The following is a 17,834-nucleotide window of genomic DNA, read 5'->3' on the forward strand; positions in this document are numbered from 1 at the left end:
AATTATATGGGACCGAATGTAGAGTTAGTGAGCTCGTCGCCGGACTTCCCGTCGCAGACAGAAGTGTTGGTGATTGGCGGTGGGATTATCGGCGTGGCCACCGCGCTGTCGCTGGTATCACGCGGTGTACCAACGGTTCTGCTGGAGAAAGGGCGTGTGGCGGCTGAACAGTCGAGCCGCAACTGGGGCTGGTGCCGCCGAACCGGGCGTGACCTGCGTGAGCTGCCGTTAATTAATCTCAGCATGCAACTGTGGGGCGAGATGAACCAGCGCGTGCAGCAGGATACCGGATTTGCCATTACCGGGATTGCTTATGCCGCGCGCTCCGAAGCACAGTGGCAGCGCTACCAGCAGTGGTGCCGTGAGGCGCAGCAGCAGGATATTCATAGCGAACTGCTCGACGGGGCAAAGCTCAAGTCGCGTTTCTCTGGCCTGCAGGGGGATTTTAACGGCGTGTTGTTTACCGCGCTGGATGGTCGTGCCGAACCGCAGAAGGCGGCTCCGGCGATGGTGAAAGCGGCTCAGGCACTGGGGCTAAATCTGCAGCAGCACTGCGCGGTACGCAGTATCGAACGCGCGGGGGGAAAAGTGAGTGAGGTCGTGACGGAGCGCGGCATTATTCGCTGTCAATCTGTGGTGGTCGCTGGCGGTGCGTGGTCGCGGCTCCTGATGCAGGGCTGTGGCCTGACGCTTCCGCAGCTCAAAGTGTTGAGCACCGTACTGCGCACCGGGCCGACCGATTACGACCCTGGCATCTGCGTAAGCTTTGGCAAGGTCGCGCTGCGTAAACGGCAGGACGGCGGGCTGACGGTCGCCACTTCTGCGACCAGCATCAGCGATATCACGCCGGACAGCCTGCGCTTTGCGCGCCAGTATATGCCCGCCTTTCGCGCCGAGCGGCAGAATATTAACCTGCGTCTCGGCAGCCGTTTCTGGCAGGAGCTGACGCGCTGGCAGCCGGGCACACCGGATAAAATCTCACTCTATGAACGTATCCGCGTGCTGGCTCCACAGCCGGAAGCGACGGTGGTGAACACCATCGCCAGTAACCTGGTGCAGACGTTGCCGCAGTTGGGGACATTACCGATCGAACAGAGCTGGGGCGGCTATATCGATACCCTGCCGGATGCCATTCCGGTGATTTCTGCTATCGGCAACCAGCCTGGCCTGTTCCTCGCCACCGGATTCTCCGGCCACGGTTTTGGCATCGGGCCGGGGGCCGGGCAGCTCATGGCCGACCTGGTGACCAACAGCACGCCGTCGGTGGATCCGCACGCATTCCGTTTTAGTCGTTTCACCGATGGCGAAGTGGTTCGGGCCCAGCACTGGCTGTGATAATGGGCTGAACGGTAAGAGGGCCGGGCCTGCCACGTCTTTCCAGTGGGTTGCACATAATGGGCTATTAATAGAGTTGGCGACAATACCCTGTATTGAACAGTGTTAACTTAGAAGGAACCTGTGCAGTACTGCTGCTAACAACGTTAAGGGATAGAGATGAGTCACCTATTTAGTGCCGTAAAGATTGGAGAGCTTGAGCTGGAGAACCGCATCGTGATTGCCCCGATGTGCCAATACTCCGTCGATGCGGGATGTGCCAGCAGCTGGCACCGCATCCATTTAGGTTCACTGGCGCTGTCTGGCGCAGGGTTGCTGATTCTGGAAGCCACCGCTGTTGAAGCGATTGGGCGTATCTCGCCGGGAGATCTCGGGCTGTGGGATGACAAGACGGAAGCCGCGTTACATAGCGTGCTTTCTGACATTCGCGCCTGGTCACCGATCCGTTTGGGTATCCAGCTGGGCCACGCAGGGCGTAAAGCCTCATGCCGTGCGCCATGGCAGGGAGGGCATCAACTGCCGGAGAGTGAAGGTGGCTGGCAAACGGTGGCTCCTTCAGCATTGAGCTTTGCTGAACAGGATGCCGCTCCAACGGCACTGGATGAAGCGGGGCTGGCGCGCATCAAACAGGCATTTGTAGACAGCGCGCAGCGTGCGGTGCGTTTGGGTATTGAGCTGATTGAAATCCACGCGGCACACGGTTATCTACTGCACCAGTTCCTGTCGCCGCTGAGCAACCAACGTCAGGACCAATACGGTGGTTCGCTGGAAAATCGTTTACGTTTCCCACTTGAGGTGTTTGCGGCGGTACGTGCCGCCTTACCTGCTTCGATTCCGGTTGGCGTGCGCCTCTCTGCCAGTGATTGGGTTGAGGGTGGCTGGGATGTTGAGCAATCCATTGTGTTTAGCCAGCAACTGGAAGCGCAGGGTTGTGATTATGTGCACGTGTCGAGCGGTGGGCTATCACCACAGCAATCCATCACTGTGGGGCCGGGATATCAGTTGCCGTTCGCACGCGATATCCGTCAGCAGGTGAAGATGCCGGTTATTGGCGTGGGCTTGATTACCGAGCCGCAACAGGCAGAAGCGGTGGTGGAGCAGGGTGACGCCGACCTGGTCGCGTTGGGTCGTGCCGTGCTCTACAACCCGCACTGGCCATGGCAGGCTGCTGCCGCGCTGAATGCACAGGTCAAAGTACCGCCACAGTATTTACGTTCTGAACCGCATGGCGTGAAGGGCTCGCTGGTTTAATTTTAATTAGCCTGGCGGCTCTGCATTCTGAGCCGCCTATGAATCTTCTGAGTGTAAACCCTGAGTACTCCATTCCCCAATGCCATCGCTGTAAACCTCACTCATGCTCAATTTTAACCCTTTAATCGGCATCATTGAGTCACGGTTTAACAATAATGCTAATAATTATCATTTCTATTAATTTTATGTTACTTGTCGATGAACTCTGCTCATACTTCTCAACATAGGGGCGCGGCCCTAGCCTTCTCCGCTCAACAGGCTTCTTCTGTATTTACCTCTTTTGTCTCAACGGCCTCAGTACTCCGACTTAATTCTCACTGGCTAGTGGCCTCTGCACTGATGGCGAGCGCTTTCGCGCCTTCACTGGCATTAGCCAATCTGGTGGATGACAGCCATCTCGATCTCACTGTACGCACGCTGTACTACAACAATGACACACGAGGTGCCGTCAAAAATCAGCCGACCGGCGAACAGCTGGGGCAGGGATTTATTCTTAATGGCCGGTCGGGCTATACCGATGGCCCTGTTGGCTTGGGTGTCGATGCGATGGGTATGCTCGGTCTGAAGCTCTCCGGCCGGGATGGGTATAACACGTCAACCGGATTGTTTCCGCAGCACAGTGATAACAGTGCGCCGGGCAGTTTCGCTTCAGCGCGTTTTGCATTGAAGGCCAAAGTCAGCAAAACCGTGGCAAAAGCCGGATTTCAGTCATTAAACCTGCCGGTGATAAAAACCAATGATGGAAGGCTGCTGCCGTCGCTTTACCGTGGCTACACGCTGCATTCAACCGATGTTGATAATCTGGTTCTGGATGCTGGATTTATCGATCGTGTTCAAGGGCGTAACCAAACTCATTACCAGCCATTAAAGGCCACCGGCAAGGCGAGCGGATTCAGCTCTGGATTGAGCTACGCCGGTGGCCGCTACACGCCAGTTGAAGCGCTGGAACTCAGTTATTATTTCGCACAACTCAATGATTTCTATCGACAGAATTTTGTTGGTATGACGAAGACGTTGCCAGTTGGCCCCGGCAAACTGAAAGCAGATTTGCGCTATTTCAACAGCCGCGGTAATGGCAATGAGTATGGGGGAAGTGTCGATAATAATGCCTACGGAGGGATAGTCTCCTGGTCAGCGTGGGGCAATACTTTGGGGTTAGGTTATCAGCAACTGACGGGATCTAGCGGGTTCCCTTACCTCGATCCAGGTCAGACAGTGGACAGTGTCTCAACGGATACGTCCGGAGGCTCGACGGGGTTGATCAGTGAGTCACCGCTGTCGAAGTTCAAAACCGCCCATGAGAGTGCGCTGGTGGTGCGCTACAGTGCAAAACTCGACGCACTGGGCTTACCGGGCCTGAGCTTTAACAGTAGCTACGTGTCAGGCAGTCATGCGCGTGCGTCCAGCACCAGCGGTAACCAGAATGAGTGGGTGCGTACATTGGGTTTAAGTTACCAACTTCCGGAACGCGTGGCGAAAGGTGTCACTCTGGCGTGGAAAAATGTGACCTATCGTACCAACATTACCGGTACGCGTAGCCAGGACCAGAATATGCTGGTCGTGAAATGGAAGTTTGGCTTGCTGTAATTTTATGAACCCGTCCGCAGTCTATATCTAATATTGTCGCGTGATTAACAGGCAGCTTTAGTTGCCTGAGTTTTTGGTTAGGCATGAATTTTTAAGGCTGACTGACGGAGCGTGATTCAGCCACATGCCTTTCCAGAAAATCAATAAATGCGCGCACTTTCTCAGGCAAATGGCGGGTATTGGGATAGACCGCATAAATACCCTGGCGGGGAAAATAATGATCTGGCAACACGTGGATTAATTCGCCCCGAATCAATTGATCCTCGACCAGCCATGCGGGCAGGATCGCCACGCCAGCGCCCGCCAATGTAAAAGCAAGCAACGACGCTGCGCTGTCGGCCATCAGCATCGCTGCATGTCGTGCACTAAAAAGTACCGACTCTCCCGCTGGTGTAGTGATCTGCCAGCTCAAGGGGGCTGATAAGCGGCTGTGCGCAATCCACTTCGCTTCGGCGAGTTGTTCCATAGTCTCAATAGGTTGTACGACGAGGTGCTGAGGAGCCGCTACCGGTAAAATAGCGAACCGATCGATGAGCCTGGCTTGATGGTTGGAATCCGCCAGTTGACCGAGACGGATAGCCACATCAAAACGGCCAGCAATCAGATCATCATTTTTTGATGATGAAACATGCTGTACGCGCAAATGGGGATGTTTGAGTGCGAATGCCGCCAGTGCGGGAACCACAACGTGTGCTCCGTATTCAGGCGTGGTGGTGATGCGTAGTGTGCCGCTGAGCCCGAGGTGATCGCTGCGGACATCGTCCAGTACGCGTTCTGCATCCTGCAACAGGCCCTGGCAACGATGGTAAAACTTATCACCGGTGTCTGTCGCCGCCACTCGCCGCGTGCTTCTGGTCAGTAAAGAGACGCCGAGCTCCTTTTCCAGCTGCTTTATATTGAAACTCACTACGGCTTTAGTGAGCCCTAATGTCTGGGCCGCGCCAGTGAAACTTCCAGCCTCGACCACCGCGACGAACATTTCCAGACGCTGCATGTTAATCATCACGCACTCCATTGATACAAGATGACTGTCAAAAATCGTTTGACAGTATAACCATACTGAGTGGATTTATCGCGATGATCCCGGCGCTTATACTGCGCGCATAACGGCTGATCTGGTGGAAAGAATCATGAGTTATCGTGTGCGTGTTGCCATTGTTTATTTACTGGGGTTCTTCATCGACCTGGTAAACATGTTTATTGCCAATGTTGCCTATCCTGAGATGGCGCGGCATTTTGCTGCCCCGGTCAGCCAACTGGCGTGGGTTAGTAATGCTTACATTCTAGGCCTGACGCTAGTGATACCGCTTAGCCGCTGGTGGATGGAACGTGTTGGCGCGAAGCGACTTTTTATCCTCTCACTGATTATTTTCATGGCCAGCAGTGCGGGCGTTGCCACATCACAGTCAATGTTTCACCTGATTGCCTGGCGTTTATTGCAGGGAATAGGGGGTGGATTGCTCATTCCTATCGGGCAAACCATGACTTATGCGCTGTATCGCAGCCATGAACACGCAAAACTTTCCTCTGCAGTGATGTTAGTGGCTTTACTGGCTCCGGCGCTGGCACCAGTCGCCGGTGGACTATTGATTGAAATACTTAACTGGCGTTGGGTGTTTCTGGCCAGTCTCCCGTTGGTCATCGTGGCTCTGGTATTGGCGATGTTATGGCTGAACGTGGATAAACCTACTGCTGAAGTTGGGCGGTTGGATCTGGTGGGATTGATCAGTGGGTGTAGTGGCTTGACATTGATCCTTTTGGGCCTGACTTCATTGGGCGAATATCAGCTTATGCATCAAGGCGTGTTGATGCTCTTAGGTGGGCTGATTGTCTTCGGCGGATACGTGTGGAATGCGCTGGGTAAAAGCCAGCCGCTGGTGAATTTGCATCTGGCAAAAGATCCTCTGTTGCAGACTGCCATGTTGATTTATCAATTTGTACCGGGTGTTTTTACCGGAGTCAGCTTGATAGCCATGCTCTACCTGCAAAATGAGTTTGGCCTGCCAGCTGCCTCTGTCGGTGCATTGATGTTGCCTTGGTCGGCCGCTTCATTTATCGCGATTAGCGTTACGGGGAAGTGGTTCAATATGCTGGGCCCGCGTCCACTGTTTATTATTGGGAGTATCACTCAGGCGTTGGGCATTGGGGTGCTAGCCATCATCGGCCATCCTGCATTAGCAGTGGTGTGTGTCATCGCATTCTGTCTTATGGGATTTGGCGGCAGTTTGTGCAGCAGTACGGCGCAAAGCTCGGCCTTCCTGCAGATTCCTGACGAGCAACTGGCCGATGCCAGTGCGATATGGAACATCAATCGTCAGCTGAGTTTCTGTCTTGGCGTCACATTAGTCACCTTACTGTTTAATCTGCTCGCAAACAGCGGCATATCAGTTGATCGCGCCTATCGACTTTGCTTTCTACTCGCTGCCTGTAGCGCCGTCGTGCCGGTTATATGTTGCCTGCGCATTGCGAACCGAAAAGTATTATTCACTCTTAATCAGGAGAAAAAATGAACCGCTATTTTCAGGAAGTTCTGGATGCACACGAAATCATTGGTCACTGGCTTGGTGATGCAGAAGCGAAGGATGATCTTTGCGATAACCTATTAGCGCGTTTTAGCCCAGACTTTATGATGGTGGGCCCGGCAGGCGTCATACTGAACTTTGATGCGTTGAACCGTTTCTTCCGCACACAGCGTGGCGCTCGTCAAGGTCTCACGCTTGATATTATGGCTATGCAGGTCGTGGCTGAAAGTGAAACGGGAGCAACGGTGTGCTACAAAGAACATCAGCAAATACCCGGACAACAATCGAGCTTGCGCTTTTCGACGGCGGTTTTTGAATTAGATCCACAGGGGCATGTGATCTGGCGTCATCTGCATGAGACGGCCTTGCAGCAGGAATGATGGTGCAGTTAATTTCAATCCATTGCGAAGCTAATGCGGCAGCGGCGTTAAATAGTGCATTCATCTGCAGTATTAGAGCATCTCCTGTTCTACAAAAGTAATAAAAGCTCTGACCTTTGAATTGAGTGCAGAACGCTCGTTGACGCAGGCGTAAATATGCATGGGTGAAGATGCGATACGGCCTTCATTGCATTGACTGGAGCGAAATAAAGCGATGAGTTGCCCATTGTCGATTAACGGTTGCGCAATAAAGCTCGCCAGGCGGGCAATACCTCCGCCATTGATTGCGATATTAGCAATGATATCAATATCGTCACTGATAAATCCGGGATTGAGTTTCGCTGTTACAAGTTGACCGTCAACTATAAACGTCCAGGGCAAAAAGCGGCCGTCGGTGGGATAACGGAAAACCAGACAGGCGTGCTGGCTTAGCTCTTCGGGGCTTTCCGGTATGCCCGCACGCTCCAGATATGCTGGAGATGCGCAGAAAATAAAAGGTAAGGATGCAATTTTCCGGGCAATCAGTTGATCGTTCAGTTGCGCTTCAATGCGAATGCTGACGTCAACACCCTCCCGACGATGGTCAACGTTGCGGTCGGTGCTAATCAACTCGATATCAATGTCAGGGTAGTTCTCTTTGAAATCCGGCATCAGTGGCGCAAGCACATAGCGCCCAAATGCCGCTGTGGTGGCGATGCAAAGTGACCCCTGCGGTTTGGTTTCCAGCGCAGCAGCCTGCGAAGCGTCATCCACATCATGTGGAATGTGACGCACTTTCTCGAAATAGCGTTTACCGCTTTCCGTGAGGGTCATACTGCGGGTGGTGCGTGATAGCAAACGCACTCCTAAATGCGATTCCAACCGGGCAAGACTCTGACTGACTGCCGCAGGGCTCATCCCTTTCGCGCGCGCCGCCGCGGCGATGCTGCCATTCTCCACCACACGTATAAAGGTAGTGATCAAGCCTAACAAATCCATAAGACCTCATTACATGATTCGTTATGTTTACTTAATAATGATTTAAGCAGTGCAGTTCTACTGCCGCTTTAGTTTGATTGATAGTTTAGCGGCTGTTTCGCTAACTTTGTTTAACAGGATATCGCTATGACGGATGCAGTCACCAAGAAAAACATCAATGTACGCCTTCCCAAACACACTTCACCTTACATCTTCGCACTCTATATGGCGACCATCATGGCCTTTCTCATGAGTTTGGTCATTACCTATTCGGAGTTCGGTATGGGGGTAAATTACATGATAAATGTGATGAATGCTTACAAGGTTGCCATGCCCGCCGCGTTTGTTTGTATCCTGGTTGTGCGCCCGATTGTGGTTAAGCTGGTGGGGATGACGGTGCATGGGAATTGAGAAGGATAAAGTGGTTAAGTCTTTTCAATTAGGTTGGATTTCGGTAAAGGGATAAGTCCTTAGCTTTGGGGAGCTAAATGCATGCGAACGTACTGAATCCCGTTCTTTAAGAAAGGTGCCCCATCAGAGATGAAATTAAAGCGACGATAAAACGCTTCTCCGCTGACTCGTGCATCAAGGAAAACATGTTGAACGTCATGCTCCTGCAGTTTATTAAGAACAGATTTCATCAGGAAGCTGCCGAAACCTTTCCTCTGGCACGCTTTAATTGTGGCAAATTTTCTGATTTGCCTGGAGCCCTGACCGGCGTCAAATACGGACAGACAGCAAACGATTTCGGCCTCAAATTCCACTCCATAATGCTGAGCCAGGTGGTCGCCGGGCACCCGTACAAAATCACGGCTCTGCTCAGGCCATAAAACGGCATGCCTGATGTTAAGGCACTCATCAAGGGTGATAGCTTTACATTCCATAGACTCGCTCCAAGTGTGAAAACGAACCCAATTTTATCAAACAACTGGATGATTTTGAATGTCATTAATCCTGGAGATTAATTAACCTGGAATAGCCTTGCGCAAGAATGTTATAGCGTCGTGCACTCTTAGGAAATTCCTAAGTTTTTATTGCAATGATGAAAATATATAAAAATCCCCCCGATTATTTAGGCGCTTATTATGTTGAGCAAGGTATCTGAAAGCGCACTCCAGACCGTGTCTGGCTATCACCTACCTAATCTTGAAAATTGTCAGGCTCTATCACAGAATAGCTGCGGAGCCCGTTATCAATTAATTTTTAAACATTTTCAAGATCAATACCGGTAGCATTAGGTAGGCAAAGCGCAGCGACTATCCCTATGAGATAAGAAGCAATCGCCAGGGCTCCCATTGCGTACCCAAGATGAATATGACTGGATACAATCCCTACTATTGCAGGCATCAGTGAACCAAAGCCGCGACCAAAACTTGCACAAAAACCGGCTCCACTTCCGCGTATATATGTCGAGTAAAGCTCCGAAAATGCGGGAGTTAAGCCAGAGGCCAAGCCGCCTTGTAAGGAGCCCAGGAAAAAGCCAAGCACTAATGTAATGTTCAGACTGATATCAGCAAACATATAGACACTGACCACCGCAATTTGGCCCATCAGGAAAAGCATGATAGTTTTCCATCGACCGAATCGGTCGCTTAATCTTCCATAAAGAAACGGACCTATCAAAGACCCCAGAATATTAATTGCCAGATACCCAGACATGGATAATACCGGCAATCCTAATTCCATCCTCAGATAGGTCGGCAGCCAGGTAATCATGACATATGCCCCGCCAAATATTCCAGAGGCGAGCAATGTCGCTGTAATTGTGATGCGTAGATTCTTACCTTTGAAAATATCGCTGACACTGCTAGTATTCTTTTCTACTTTTTTTCTCAAAAAGACAGGCGATTCCGGCACCAAACGACGAATAAACCAAACGAGAATGGCTGGGACGATTCCTGCCAGGAAAAAAAGTTTCCACGCTATCTGTTGTGGGAAAAAATTGAGCAGCACAGGTAGGACTGCTAGCGAGATTGCGTAACCAATGGCGTAACCACTTTGGATAGAAGCACCCACTCGTCCCCGATAGCTGGCCCGGATCACTTCGCTGATCAATACACCGCCGACAACGACTTCACCTCCATAACCCAGTCCCTGAAGAAATCGGATGATGAGAAATTGCCAGAAATCACCGCACAGTGCGGTTAATGCTGTGAAGCAAGCCACCCACAATACCGTCAACTGCATGACACGAATACGCCCCAGGCGATCGGCCAGCATACCAGCGCTCCATCCGCCTAATGCACTGCCAATTAATGACGCGGACCCTAAAATACCTGCTTCTGATTTTGTCAGGATTGCAAGGCTCAATAATATGGGCATGACTAGCGAGTATATAGTGCTATCCATCGAATCGAGCGTGAATCCTCCAAGACAGGCCCACCATGTTTTTCGCTCATCCCTGTTTAGATTACTGTACCATCCCAATTTCATTGCTCACCTGCCATTTTATAATATTAATATGTTGAGCACCGTTTAGGTGTCGAGGATTCAAGTTTCCAAATGTTGAGGAATTTAATTTTATAAAAACACGCGTTATTAATATCGGTGTCTGGCTAACCCAAAGTGGTGTAATTTTTCGTAACGCCACATTTTTTGATATAGATATTGAATATTGGAAAAGCACCCAGCATACCGATTGAATTTTGTCTGGGATAATGAAAATTAATTGCTCCACCAGTAAGTCGGTCGAATAAGGGTTGTTCAACCAGACACTTTTTGCGCTGCGTTTTCAATGGTTATTGCCTGTTTGCCCCTCTAATTTCATCCTGACACGCACACAGCATCCCGAATAATACCTTTCATTTAGTAAGCTATGAGTTCTATTTATGTTGTGATGGTGATCTCATCAAAGAATAAAAGCATGCGAGCCGCAATTAAATAAATTACTTATTAAACAATAAATTAAGATGATTATAAGAGTTTGGGCAATATCTTTCCTGATTAAATCGTCACCCCCTGCGAATAAACTCCGTCAATGCTCTCAGCGCAGGCGGCACCAGCCGATGGCCGGGATAATAGAGGCAGAGCGCCCCTAGATCGACATGCCAGTCCGGCAACAATCGCACTAACTTGCCCGCTTGCACATCTGCCGCGATATGTTGTTCCGACAAACAGGCAATGCCTAATCCGGCTATTGCCGCTTTGTGCATTGACGCTAAATCGCTTGCGGCAAAACGGGGTTCCCCCTGCAATTTGTAGGATTGCTGCTGATGGCTCAACTCCCAGCGATAAAGACTGCCGTCGGACATGCGCATACACAAGGTTGAGTGTTCGCTGAGTTGCTCTGGCTGCGTGGGTGCCTGTACACGATCAAGATAATCCGGCGCAGCGACCACAATCATGCGCAATTCCGGCGTCAGCTTTACCGCAATCATATCTGCGGGAATGTCTTCCGCCAGACGAATCCCGGCATCAAATCCCTCGGCCACAATATCCACCCGTTCTCTCTGGCTGCAGATATCGACACGAATGCGCGGATAACGCTGCAAGAAGGGGATAAGCACCGACTCGTACCAGAGTGAACAGCTCTCCGGGGGCACATTGAGACGCAGAATACCGGCCGGATCGTTAGGCTCGCTGCTCACCTCCTCCGATGCGCTACGAATAATTTCCAATGCTGGCGCGATTTTCTGCATAAAACGGCGCCCCGCATCCGTCAGGGCCACGCTGCGCGTGGTGCGGTTGAACAGACGCACGCCCAAACGTTTCTCCAGCGTGGCTACGGCATTGGTGATTGCAGAAGGCGACATTTCCAGCTCGCTGGCAGCGCCTTTAAAGGTGCCACGTCGCGCTACAGCCAGCATGATTTCCAGTTCAGTAATACCCGTTCGGCTCATTGATTATTCCGTTAAACGTAATACCCCTTGCAGGGTTTCGCGGATTATTCTCGCGCACTGGACATGATAATTTTCCTATTAATTCATCTCAGGAGCAGCGTCATGCACATTATTGAACACATTTACATTAATGGTAGTTTTGTTACCCCTGCCGGTAACGAGTGGCTGGACATTATCAAGCCTGCCGATGGCAGCGTTATGGGTAAAGCGCGTCTGGCAAATGAACAGGATGCCGAACGCGCTATTGCTGCTGCTCATGCAGCGTTTCCCGCTTTTTCCCGCACTTCGGTGACGGAGCGTATCACGCTGCTGGAGCAGATGTATGACGCCGTAAAAAGCTGTGAAACGGAGCTGCATGCCGCCATCCTCGAGGAGTATGGCGCACCGACTTCACGATCGCAGTGGATGGCAAGTTATCCGGCGGACGTCATTCTCCAGGTCATCGAAGAACTGAAGCAATATCCATTTATACGGCAAGCCGGGCGCGCCCGTGTCCAGATGCTGCCGCTCGGCGTCGCTGGACTGATTACACCCTGGAACAGCAACGCGGGCTTTATTTGCCATAAGCTGGCGACTGCGCTGGCAGCGGGGTGCACGGCAGTGATTAAGCCCAGTGAATATAGCCTGATCCAGACCGAGGTGATTACCCAGGCGTTGCAACGCGCCGGGCTGCCTGATGGCCTGTTCAACATTGTCACCGGTCGCGGCGATCAGGTAGGCGATGCTATCAGCCGCAGTGAGAAGGTGGCAAAAATTTCCTTCACCGGATCAACCGCTACAGGCAAAACCATTTTGCGCACCGCCGCCGACACGTTCAAACGCATCACGCTCGAGTTGGGCGGTAAATCACCGACGCTGATCCTGCCGGACGCCGATGCTTCTACCGCAGCAAGACTCGCCGTTCAGGCCGGATTTATCAATAGCGGACAAGCCTGTATTGCCAGCACGCGTATTCTGGTGCCTGAAGCCCGCAAAGCTGAGTTCGAGCATGCACTGGCGGCAGAAGTCGAGGCACAGCATTCTGGTGATCCCGCCGATGCCAGCACCACCATCGGCCCGATGATCAATGAAAAGCAGTGGCAACGGGTACAGCACTATATTGGTCTTGGGGAGCAGGAAGGCGCGCGCCTGTTAAGCGGAGGGCCAGGACGACCGGATGGGTTAACTCACGGTTGGTATATCAAACCCACGCTGTTCAGCGACGTCAACCCGCAGATGCGCATTGCCCGCGAAGAGATCTTTGGGCCGGTGCTCAGCATCATCAGCTATCGCGATGAAGCCGAAGCGATTGCGATCGCTAACGATACGGAATATGGCCTGTCTGCGCTGGTGATCGGCGCAGATGAGCAGCATGCGCGTGACGTGGGCGAGCAGATTCTGGCGGGCAGGGTGATGATCAATACGCTGGCGCACGAACCCCGCGCGCCTTTTGGTGGCTTCGGCCATTCCGGAATGGGGCGGGAAATGGGGCAGTGGGGTATTAGTGCCTTTCTGGAACCGCGCGCGGTGACGGTTGCATAAACCGATAAGGTGCGCGGAAATCAGCATCCTGCAATCATGGCGGCGGCGCAAGCAAGGCCGCCATCAAAAGCAACCTCCATTTACATGTTTCAAATGATGCACAGGGCGCGGAGACGCTGATAACGTCGGTCATAGGAATGGAGCATTTTCGGCTCACAGGCGGCAGCACGTTCCCTGTGTTGCCATCAGCACAATTCGAATGCCTGCTCTCGCCCACATCATCTAAAACCTTCGGTGATGTCCATTAACCACACGCCAAAACGTTTTAGCTTGCCGATAGTCTTCTCCAGAACCACAGCATAACGTGGGCGCGTAACCGGTTCGGTGCACGGCACACCTTTCTCATTCAACACTTGCCAGGCTGCCAACCTCACTTTATAGACCACATCATGGTTCAGCAGGTATTGCAGCGCCTGAATGCTGTGATCGCTTTCCTGTGCTTTCAAGACGGCGATTAGCTTCAGTCGCTTATTAAAATCCGTTTTATCCTTCATAAGGATGTCGATTTCTTCTGGTTGCACAGCACCCCCAACAAGATAATCCAGATGAAAGGTTAATGATGAAGGATTAGATTATAATTTCCAGAATCTATTTGCGATGTTTATTTTGTTTTGAAATTAATGAGTTTTAATCGTAATTCTAGTAGTCGTTAATTTTGAGTCGGTTTGTGTCATTATTGACACAAGTTTGTTGAAAGTATTTCAAATTGCATGAACACATTACTGCGTGTACAGAATGAGATCTTCAATGAAATAAATTAGTTAAATCAATGTTTTATGTTTTTCATTTCAAATGATAATGATACTCACAATCAATTGCCTTTAAGTATTATTCTGCTATCGTTACGTCCGGAATTAAGGCTTTAAGGTGTGGCGAGTTTTGTCCCACTTTTACCTTTTTTTCAAATAGCGTGGCAATACTACTATGCTCAAGTCGCCACCTTGATCGAGGTCTACGATATTGCCTAAATTAACCACCACGAACTGTCTGTATTACAGGTGGTAATCAATTTAGTTGCGAAAAATAGGCTTGCAACGATGTAATGCGTTATAAATCTAATCAGAGTCCAACCCATACATGAAAAGAAAATATCGTCCAGCGACAGCCCTACGCTCAATCGCCGTAATATGCTCCGCGCTAATCGCAAACCAGGCATTAGCCGATCTTCCGCAGCCTGCGAATGACCCTCATACTCAGGTTCATGATGGTAAAGGCGGCCAGCATAAGTGGGCTCCTCCGCCACAGCCTTATAAAGTTTTAGCTGACAATAAAGTTGTGTTTACCATCCGCGCACCACAAGTATCAGATGTTGAAGTGCAGGGTGGCGCGAAGGGCGATAGCCGCGTCAAATTGACGAAAGGTGCAGATTGAACGTGGACGACAACCGTTGGTCCGCTGGCTTCTGACATCTGGAGCTATCAGTTCATTGTCGATGATATTAAAGCGATGCTAGAGATGGGGCGTAAAGGCGGTGGAACGAACAATGGCCTTGCCAGCAATGAGTTCGCAATACCGGGTCCTACAACAAACGATTTTGTGGCGCAGTCCGCCGCTAAAGGGAGTGTAACCTACACCTCCGTGCCGTTTATGGATAGCCAGAAACGATTCACCATTTATACGCCAGCGGGTTATTTCAACTCTTCTGAGCGCTATCCGGTTCTCTATCTAACACTGGGTGGGGCGCATGATGGTTCGCGTGCGAATGAGGATGCTTTCATCTTCAATTTGATGGACAACATGATCGCTGATAAGCGTATCAAACCAATGATTGTTGTCGTGCTTGACCCGGATGCACCAGGTGGCAGCTCGCTGGGCAACTCTAGCTTCCACGGTGGTGGTAATCAGACTTCAGATAAGTATGTTGAAGCCGCTCAGGCCATCGTCGATAACGTTGTGCCATTTGTTGATAAGTCATTCCGTACGCCTGCCGATCGGGATCATCGCGCTATTAGCGGGTTCTCTTCACCGGGCGCGCAAGGCTTTATGGCGGGTGCGCGTAACATCGATAAATCCGCATCAATTGGCACTTTCAGTGGCGGATTCCCAACCTGGCCGGGCGTCGGCGTGCAGATTGAAAGTAAGCTGCACTATGATCGTTACACCGGACCGGATCTGAACCGCGTACCCGATATGAAAAAACTGGGTGCTTACATTCCTCAGTTAAACGCTGATGCAAATATGAAACTGGTATTTATGAGCGTAGGCAGTGATGAACCTCTTATTCAGACTTTTGAGTTGATGAAAACTTTCCTGAATGAACGTGGCGTGAAATATCAAGCTATGGTTGAACAAGGAGAGATTCACGATGGTCACAATATTCGTGTTTCATTGAGAAACTTCCTGCCGCTATTGTTTAAGTAAACTATCCGATTGATAAAATAGGGCCTGAATTATCAGGCCCGATAATAATCTTATTGAAATTAATACCGTTCGCAGTCATTTGTGCGACTTGGTTACGCACCCATAATCAAGATGTTTTAAATTATACGACGAGATAAAAATGTATATTAAATCTGTACAGGGATCGCCACGTCTTTCAACATTGTCTCTGGCAATCACGCTAAGTTTATTAAGTTGTGCAAGCGCTCACGCAGAAGATTATTCACTCGATTCATCTTCCTATTCATCATCAAGCGCAGCAAATGCATCAACTGATAAAGATCAAGATACAATGACCGTTACGGCGTCAGGTTTTGATGAAGATGTCGCAAAAGCTGCTGCCTCAGTGACCGTTATCAGTAATAAAACCATTCACTCCCGACCTTATTACACGGTGCTTGATGTATTAAGGGATGTTCCGGGTGTGTATGTGACCGGGGGAGTGGGATCTGAAGAAATCACCATGCGCGGTATGGCCAGTGATTACACCCTAATTTTGGTTGACGGCAAGAAAGTAGACGTGCGGGAGACATTAGACTCAACCACTTCTACAGGTTATCAGTATCTGCCGGGAATAGAAGCTATCGACCACATTGAAGTGATACGTGGTCCAGGGTCATCACTATATGGTTCTGATGCTATTGGTGGGGTGATCAATATCATCACCAAGAGAGCCAACCGTAAAGAGTGGCATGGGTCTTTCACCGCAGGAACCACTATTCAGGAACATAGCCGCTCAGGTGACATCGATCAGACCAGCATGCATGTCGCAGGTCCACTGATTCCAGATACGTTGAGCATGAAAGCTGATGGGACTTTCCAGCAACGCAAAGAAGATAACTATGATGGCGGTGCAGCGAAACGGAAATTACTTAACGGCGGAGTGGGTTTCACCTGAACGCCTAATCTCGACAACATTATTGATTTTGATGTGACTCGCGCATTGCAGGAATCTCTGGCTACAACCGCAATTACCGGCGGTATAACGAATCATACTTATACTCGGACCAACTACACATTAAGCCATAAAGGATATTATGGAGCGCTGGAAACCAATTCCTATGCGCAAATCCAGGACAGCACCAATTCCAGCAGCAGCATCACTGGGCGAAACACCACGCTAAATACTATCGACAAATTTTATTTAGGCGATAGCCACACTCTGTCACTTGGCGCGACATTCCTGAATGAAACCATCCACGATGCCAATAACGTATTGAAAGTTGAAAGCGGTGATGCGACGTCCAAACTTGACCGAAACAGTTGGGCGCTTACCGCAGAGGACCGCTGGAATATTGTTGATCCTTTCGATCTTATCCCTTCGATCCGTCTGGATGAGAATCAGAAGTATGGTTCACACGTGACCCCTAAACTTTATGGTGTGTGGACCCTGAGCCCTGAGTGGACATTGAAAGGCGGTGTGGCAGGCGGTTATAAAAACCCAACTCTGCGCGAATCTGCTTCCAACTGGGCCGACTCCGCTGGTTCAGGTCATCGAGATGGTGTGAGTATTGGTAACCCCGACCTGAAACCGGAAACCAGTACCAACTATGAGTTAAGCCTTAACTGGGCGGGTACGGGAATGAAAGCCGGAGTCACCGGTTTCTACAGTAAATTCCGCAATAAAATTGAACTGGAAACCCTGTGTACCGGAGATGCAGGCAGCTACGCTTGTGATTACAACAATGAAAAATATGACTTTGTCTCGTCTTACTACAACGTGAGCAAAGCCATGATGCGCAGTATTGAAGGCACCTTTGCCTGGGATATCCAGTCTAATTTGCATCTGAATACGTCTTACACCTATACCGAAACTAAACAGCTATCCGGTGATTATGCCGGTCAGCCTCTGAATCAGGAGCCTAAGCACTTAATCAGCGCCCGCCTTACTTATAACTTCTGATAAACATGTAACGGCTCGCAAATCTTCGGGCCTTTGAATCGCCACGGATAATCTAGACACTTCCGAGCCGTTGATAATACTGGTTTTCATATTCTGTCGGTGACATCTGATCGCTAGAACCATGCCGACGCTTACTGTTATAAAACATTTCGATGTAATC

The 17,834-nt window shown here is 50.4% G+C and carries 17 protein-coding genes; 10 read left to right on the top strand and 7 right to left on the bottom strand.

Annotated features, from left to right (window positions below):
• Window positions 1-6 precede the first annotated feature (6 nt).
• From LBW88_RS25240 to LBW88_RS25250, 3 genes are all read left to right on the top strand, one after another.
• Window positions 7-1,335 (top strand): NAD(P)/FAD-dependent oxidoreductase, encoded by a 1,329-nt coding sequence (locus LBW88_RS25240; RefSeq protein WP_224934671.1) that lies wholly within the window; start codon window positions 7-9, stop codon window positions 1,333-1,335.
• A 159-nt stretch (window positions 1,336-1,494) separates the two neighbouring features.
• Entirely contained in the window at window positions 1,495-2,586 is a 1,092-nt protein-coding gene (locus tag LBW88_RS25245) for an NADH:flavin oxidoreductase/NADH oxidase (RefSeq protein WP_224934673.1), read from the top strand.
• A gap of 339 nt (window positions 2,587-2,925) precedes the next feature.
• Window positions 2,926-4,173 (top strand): OprD family outer membrane porin, encoded by a 1,248-nt coding sequence (locus LBW88_RS25250; RefSeq protein ID WP_224934674.1) that lies wholly within the window; start codon window positions 2,926-2,928, stop codon window positions 4,171-4,173.
• A 91-nt stretch (window positions 4,174-4,264) separates the two neighbouring features.
• On the opposite strand, the gene LBW88_RS25255 is transcribed toward LBW88_RS25250, so the two are convergent.
• A complete protein-coding gene (locus LBW88_RS25255; RefSeq protein ID WP_224934676.1) occupies window positions 4,265-5,176 on the bottom strand; it encodes a LysR family transcriptional regulator in 912 nt (303 codons plus the stop codon).
• A gap of 127 nt (window positions 5,177-5,303) precedes the next feature.
• Between LBW88_RS25255 and LBW88_RS25260 the strand changes: the two genes are divergently transcribed.
• Together LBW88_RS25260 and LBW88_RS25265 are read left to right on the top strand one after the other, a co-directional pair.
• A complete protein-coding gene (locus tag LBW88_RS25260; protein WP_224934678.1) occupies window positions 5,304-6,683 on the top strand; it encodes an MFS transporter in 1,380 nt (459 codons plus the stop codon).
• Entirely contained in the window at window positions 6,680-7,075 is a 396-nt protein-coding gene (locus LBW88_RS25265) for a nuclear transport factor 2 family protein (RefSeq protein ID WP_224934680.1), read from the top strand. The genes LBW88_RS25260 and LBW88_RS25265 overlap by 4 nt, the downstream gene beginning before the upstream one ends.
• Before the next feature lie 72 nt (window positions 7,076-7,147).
• On the opposite strand, the gene LBW88_RS25270 is transcribed toward LBW88_RS25265, so the two are convergent.
• On the bottom strand, window positions 7,148-8,053 hold the full coding sequence (locus LBW88_RS25270) for a LysR family transcriptional regulator (protein ID WP_224934682.1): 906 nt from the start codon (window positions 8,051-8,053) through the stop codon (window positions 7,148-7,150).
• Window positions 8,054-8,179: 126 nt separating this feature from the next.
• On the opposite strand from LBW88_RS25270, the gene LBW88_RS25275 reads away from it, so the two are divergent.
• Window positions 8,180-8,443, top strand: a complete 264-nt coding sequence (locus tag LBW88_RS25275; RefSeq protein WP_224934684.1) for a DUF2798 domain-containing protein — start codon at window positions 8,180-8,182, stop codon at window positions 8,441-8,443.
• A gap of 59 nt (window positions 8,444-8,502) precedes the next feature.
• Here the strand turns inward: LBW88_RS25275 and LBW88_RS25280 are convergent, their stop codons facing one another.
• From LBW88_RS25280 to LBW88_RS25290, 3 genes are all read right to left on the bottom strand, one after another.
• Window positions 8,503-8,916, bottom strand: a complete 414-nt coding sequence (locus tag LBW88_RS25280; protein WP_224934686.1) for a GNAT family N-acetyltransferase — start codon at window positions 8,914-8,916, stop codon at window positions 8,503-8,505.
• 319 nt (window positions 8,917-9,235) lie between these two features.
• Window positions 9,236-10,465, bottom strand: a complete 1,230-nt coding sequence (locus LBW88_RS25285; RefSeq protein WP_224934687.1) for an MFS transporter — start codon at window positions 10,463-10,465, stop codon at window positions 9,236-9,238.
• A 518-nt stretch (window positions 10,466-10,983) separates the two neighbouring features.
• A complete protein-coding gene (locus LBW88_RS25290) occupies window positions 10,984-11,871 on the bottom strand; it encodes a LysR family transcriptional regulator (protein ID WP_224934688.1) in 888 nt (295 codons plus the stop codon).
• A 102-nt stretch (window positions 11,872-11,973) separates the two neighbouring features.
• Here LBW88_RS25290 and LBW88_RS25295 point away from each other — a divergent pair, with 102 nt between their 5' ends.
• Window positions 11,974-13,392: an aldehyde dehydrogenase family protein gene (locus LBW88_RS25295; protein ID WP_224934690.1), complete on the top strand. Its 1,419-nt coding sequence runs from the start codon at window positions 11,974-11,976 to the stop codon at window positions 13,390-13,392.
• A gap of 218 nt (window positions 13,393-13,610) precedes the next feature.
• On the opposite strand, the gene LBW88_RS25300 is transcribed toward LBW88_RS25295, so the two are convergent.
• Complete coding sequence (locus LBW88_RS25300) at window positions 13,611-13,913, bottom strand: hypothetical protein (RefSeq protein ID WP_224934692.1); 303 nt, start codon at window positions 13,911-13,913, stop codon at window positions 13,611-13,613.
• 925 nt (window positions 13,914-14,838) lie between these two features.
• Between LBW88_RS25300 and LBW88_RS25305 the strand changes: the two genes are divergently transcribed.
• The 3 genes from LBW88_RS25305 (at window position 14,839) to LBW88_RS25315 (ending at window position 17,674) form a co-directional block, all read left to right on the top strand.
• Window positions 14,839-15,753, top strand: coding sequence for an alpha/beta hydrolase (locus tag LBW88_RS25305; protein WP_224934694.1), 915 nt, complete (start codon window positions 14,839-14,841; stop codon window positions 15,751-15,753).
• Between the two features lie 139 nt (window positions 15,754-15,892).
• The gene (locus LBW88_RS25310) at window positions 15,893-16,669 is read left to right on the top strand and encodes a TonB-dependent receptor plug domain-containing protein (protein WP_224934696.1); all 777 of its coding nucleotides are present in this window, start codon (window positions 15,893-15,895) and stop codon (window positions 16,667-16,669) included.
• A 33-nt stretch (window positions 16,670-16,702) separates the two neighbouring features.
• Window positions 16,703-17,674: a TonB-dependent receptor domain-containing protein gene (locus LBW88_RS25315; RefSeq protein WP_224934698.1), complete on the top strand. Its 972-nt coding sequence runs from the start codon at window positions 16,703-16,705 to the stop codon at window positions 17,672-17,674.
• Between the two features lie 52 nt (window positions 17,675-17,726).
• Here LBW88_RS25315 and LBW88_RS25320 read toward each other — a convergent pair.
• Window positions 17,727-17,834 (bottom strand): IS3 family transposase (locus LBW88_RS25320; RefSeq protein ID WP_131023897.1); only part of this gene is annotated, 108 nt, incomplete at its 5' end.

The sequence above is a fragment of the Pantoea sp. alder81 genome (genome assembly GCF_020179835.1).
Taxonomy (GTDB): domain Bacteria; phylum Pseudomonadota; class Gammaproteobacteria; order Enterobacterales; family Enterobacteriaceae; genus Pantoea.

Coding starts and splice junctions, on each gene's coding strand:
- LBW88_RS25240 (WP_224934671.1), top strand. CDS start 7: ATGGGACCGAATGTAGAGTTAGTGAGCTCGTCGCCGGACTTCCCGTCG.
- LBW88_RS25245 (WP_224934673.1), top strand. CDS start 1,495: ATGAGTCACCTATTTAGTGCCGTAAAGATTGGAGAGCTTGAGCTGGAG.
- LBW88_RS25250 (WP_224934674.1), top strand. CDS start 2,926: ATGGCGAGCGCTTTCGCGCCTTCACTGGCATTAGCCAATCTGGTGGAT.
- LBW88_RS25255 (WP_224934676.1), bottom strand. CDS start 5,176: ATGATTAACATGCAGCGTCTGGAAATGTTCGTCGCGGTGGTCGAGGCT.
- LBW88_RS25260 (WP_224934678.1), top strand. CDS start 5,304: ATGAGTTATCGTGTGCGTGTTGCCATTGTTTATTTACTGGGGTTCTTC.
- LBW88_RS25265 (WP_224934680.1), top strand. CDS start 6,680: ATGAACCGCTATTTTCAGGAAGTTCTGGATGCACACGAAATCATTGGT.
- LBW88_RS25270 (WP_224934682.1), bottom strand. CDS start 8,053: ATGGATTTGTTAGGCTTGATCACTACCTTTATACGTGTGGTGGAGAAT.
- LBW88_RS25275 (WP_224934684.1), top strand. CDS start 8,180: ATGACGGATGCAGTCACCAAGAAAAACATCAATGTACGCCTTCCCAAA.
- LBW88_RS25280 (WP_224934686.1), bottom strand. CDS start 8,916: ATGGAATGTAAAGCTATCACCCTTGATGAGTGCCTTAACATCAGGCAT.
- LBW88_RS25285 (WP_224934687.1), bottom strand. CDS start 10,465: ATGAAATTGGGATGGTACAGTAATCTAAACAGGGATGAGCGAAAAACA.
- LBW88_RS25290 (WP_224934688.1), bottom strand. CDS start 11,871: ATGAGCCGAACGGGTATTACTGAACTGGAAATCATGCTGGCTGTAGCG.
- LBW88_RS25295 (WP_224934690.1), top strand. CDS start 11,974: ATGCACATTATTGAACACATTTACATTAATGGTAGTTTTGTTACCCCT.
- LBW88_RS25305 (WP_224934694.1), top strand. CDS start 14,839: ATGCTAGAGATGGGGCGTAAAGGCGGTGGAACGAACAATGGCCTTGCC.
- LBW88_RS25310 (WP_224934696.1), top strand. CDS start 15,893: ATGTATATTAAATCTGTACAGGGATCGCCACGTCTTTCAACATTGTCT.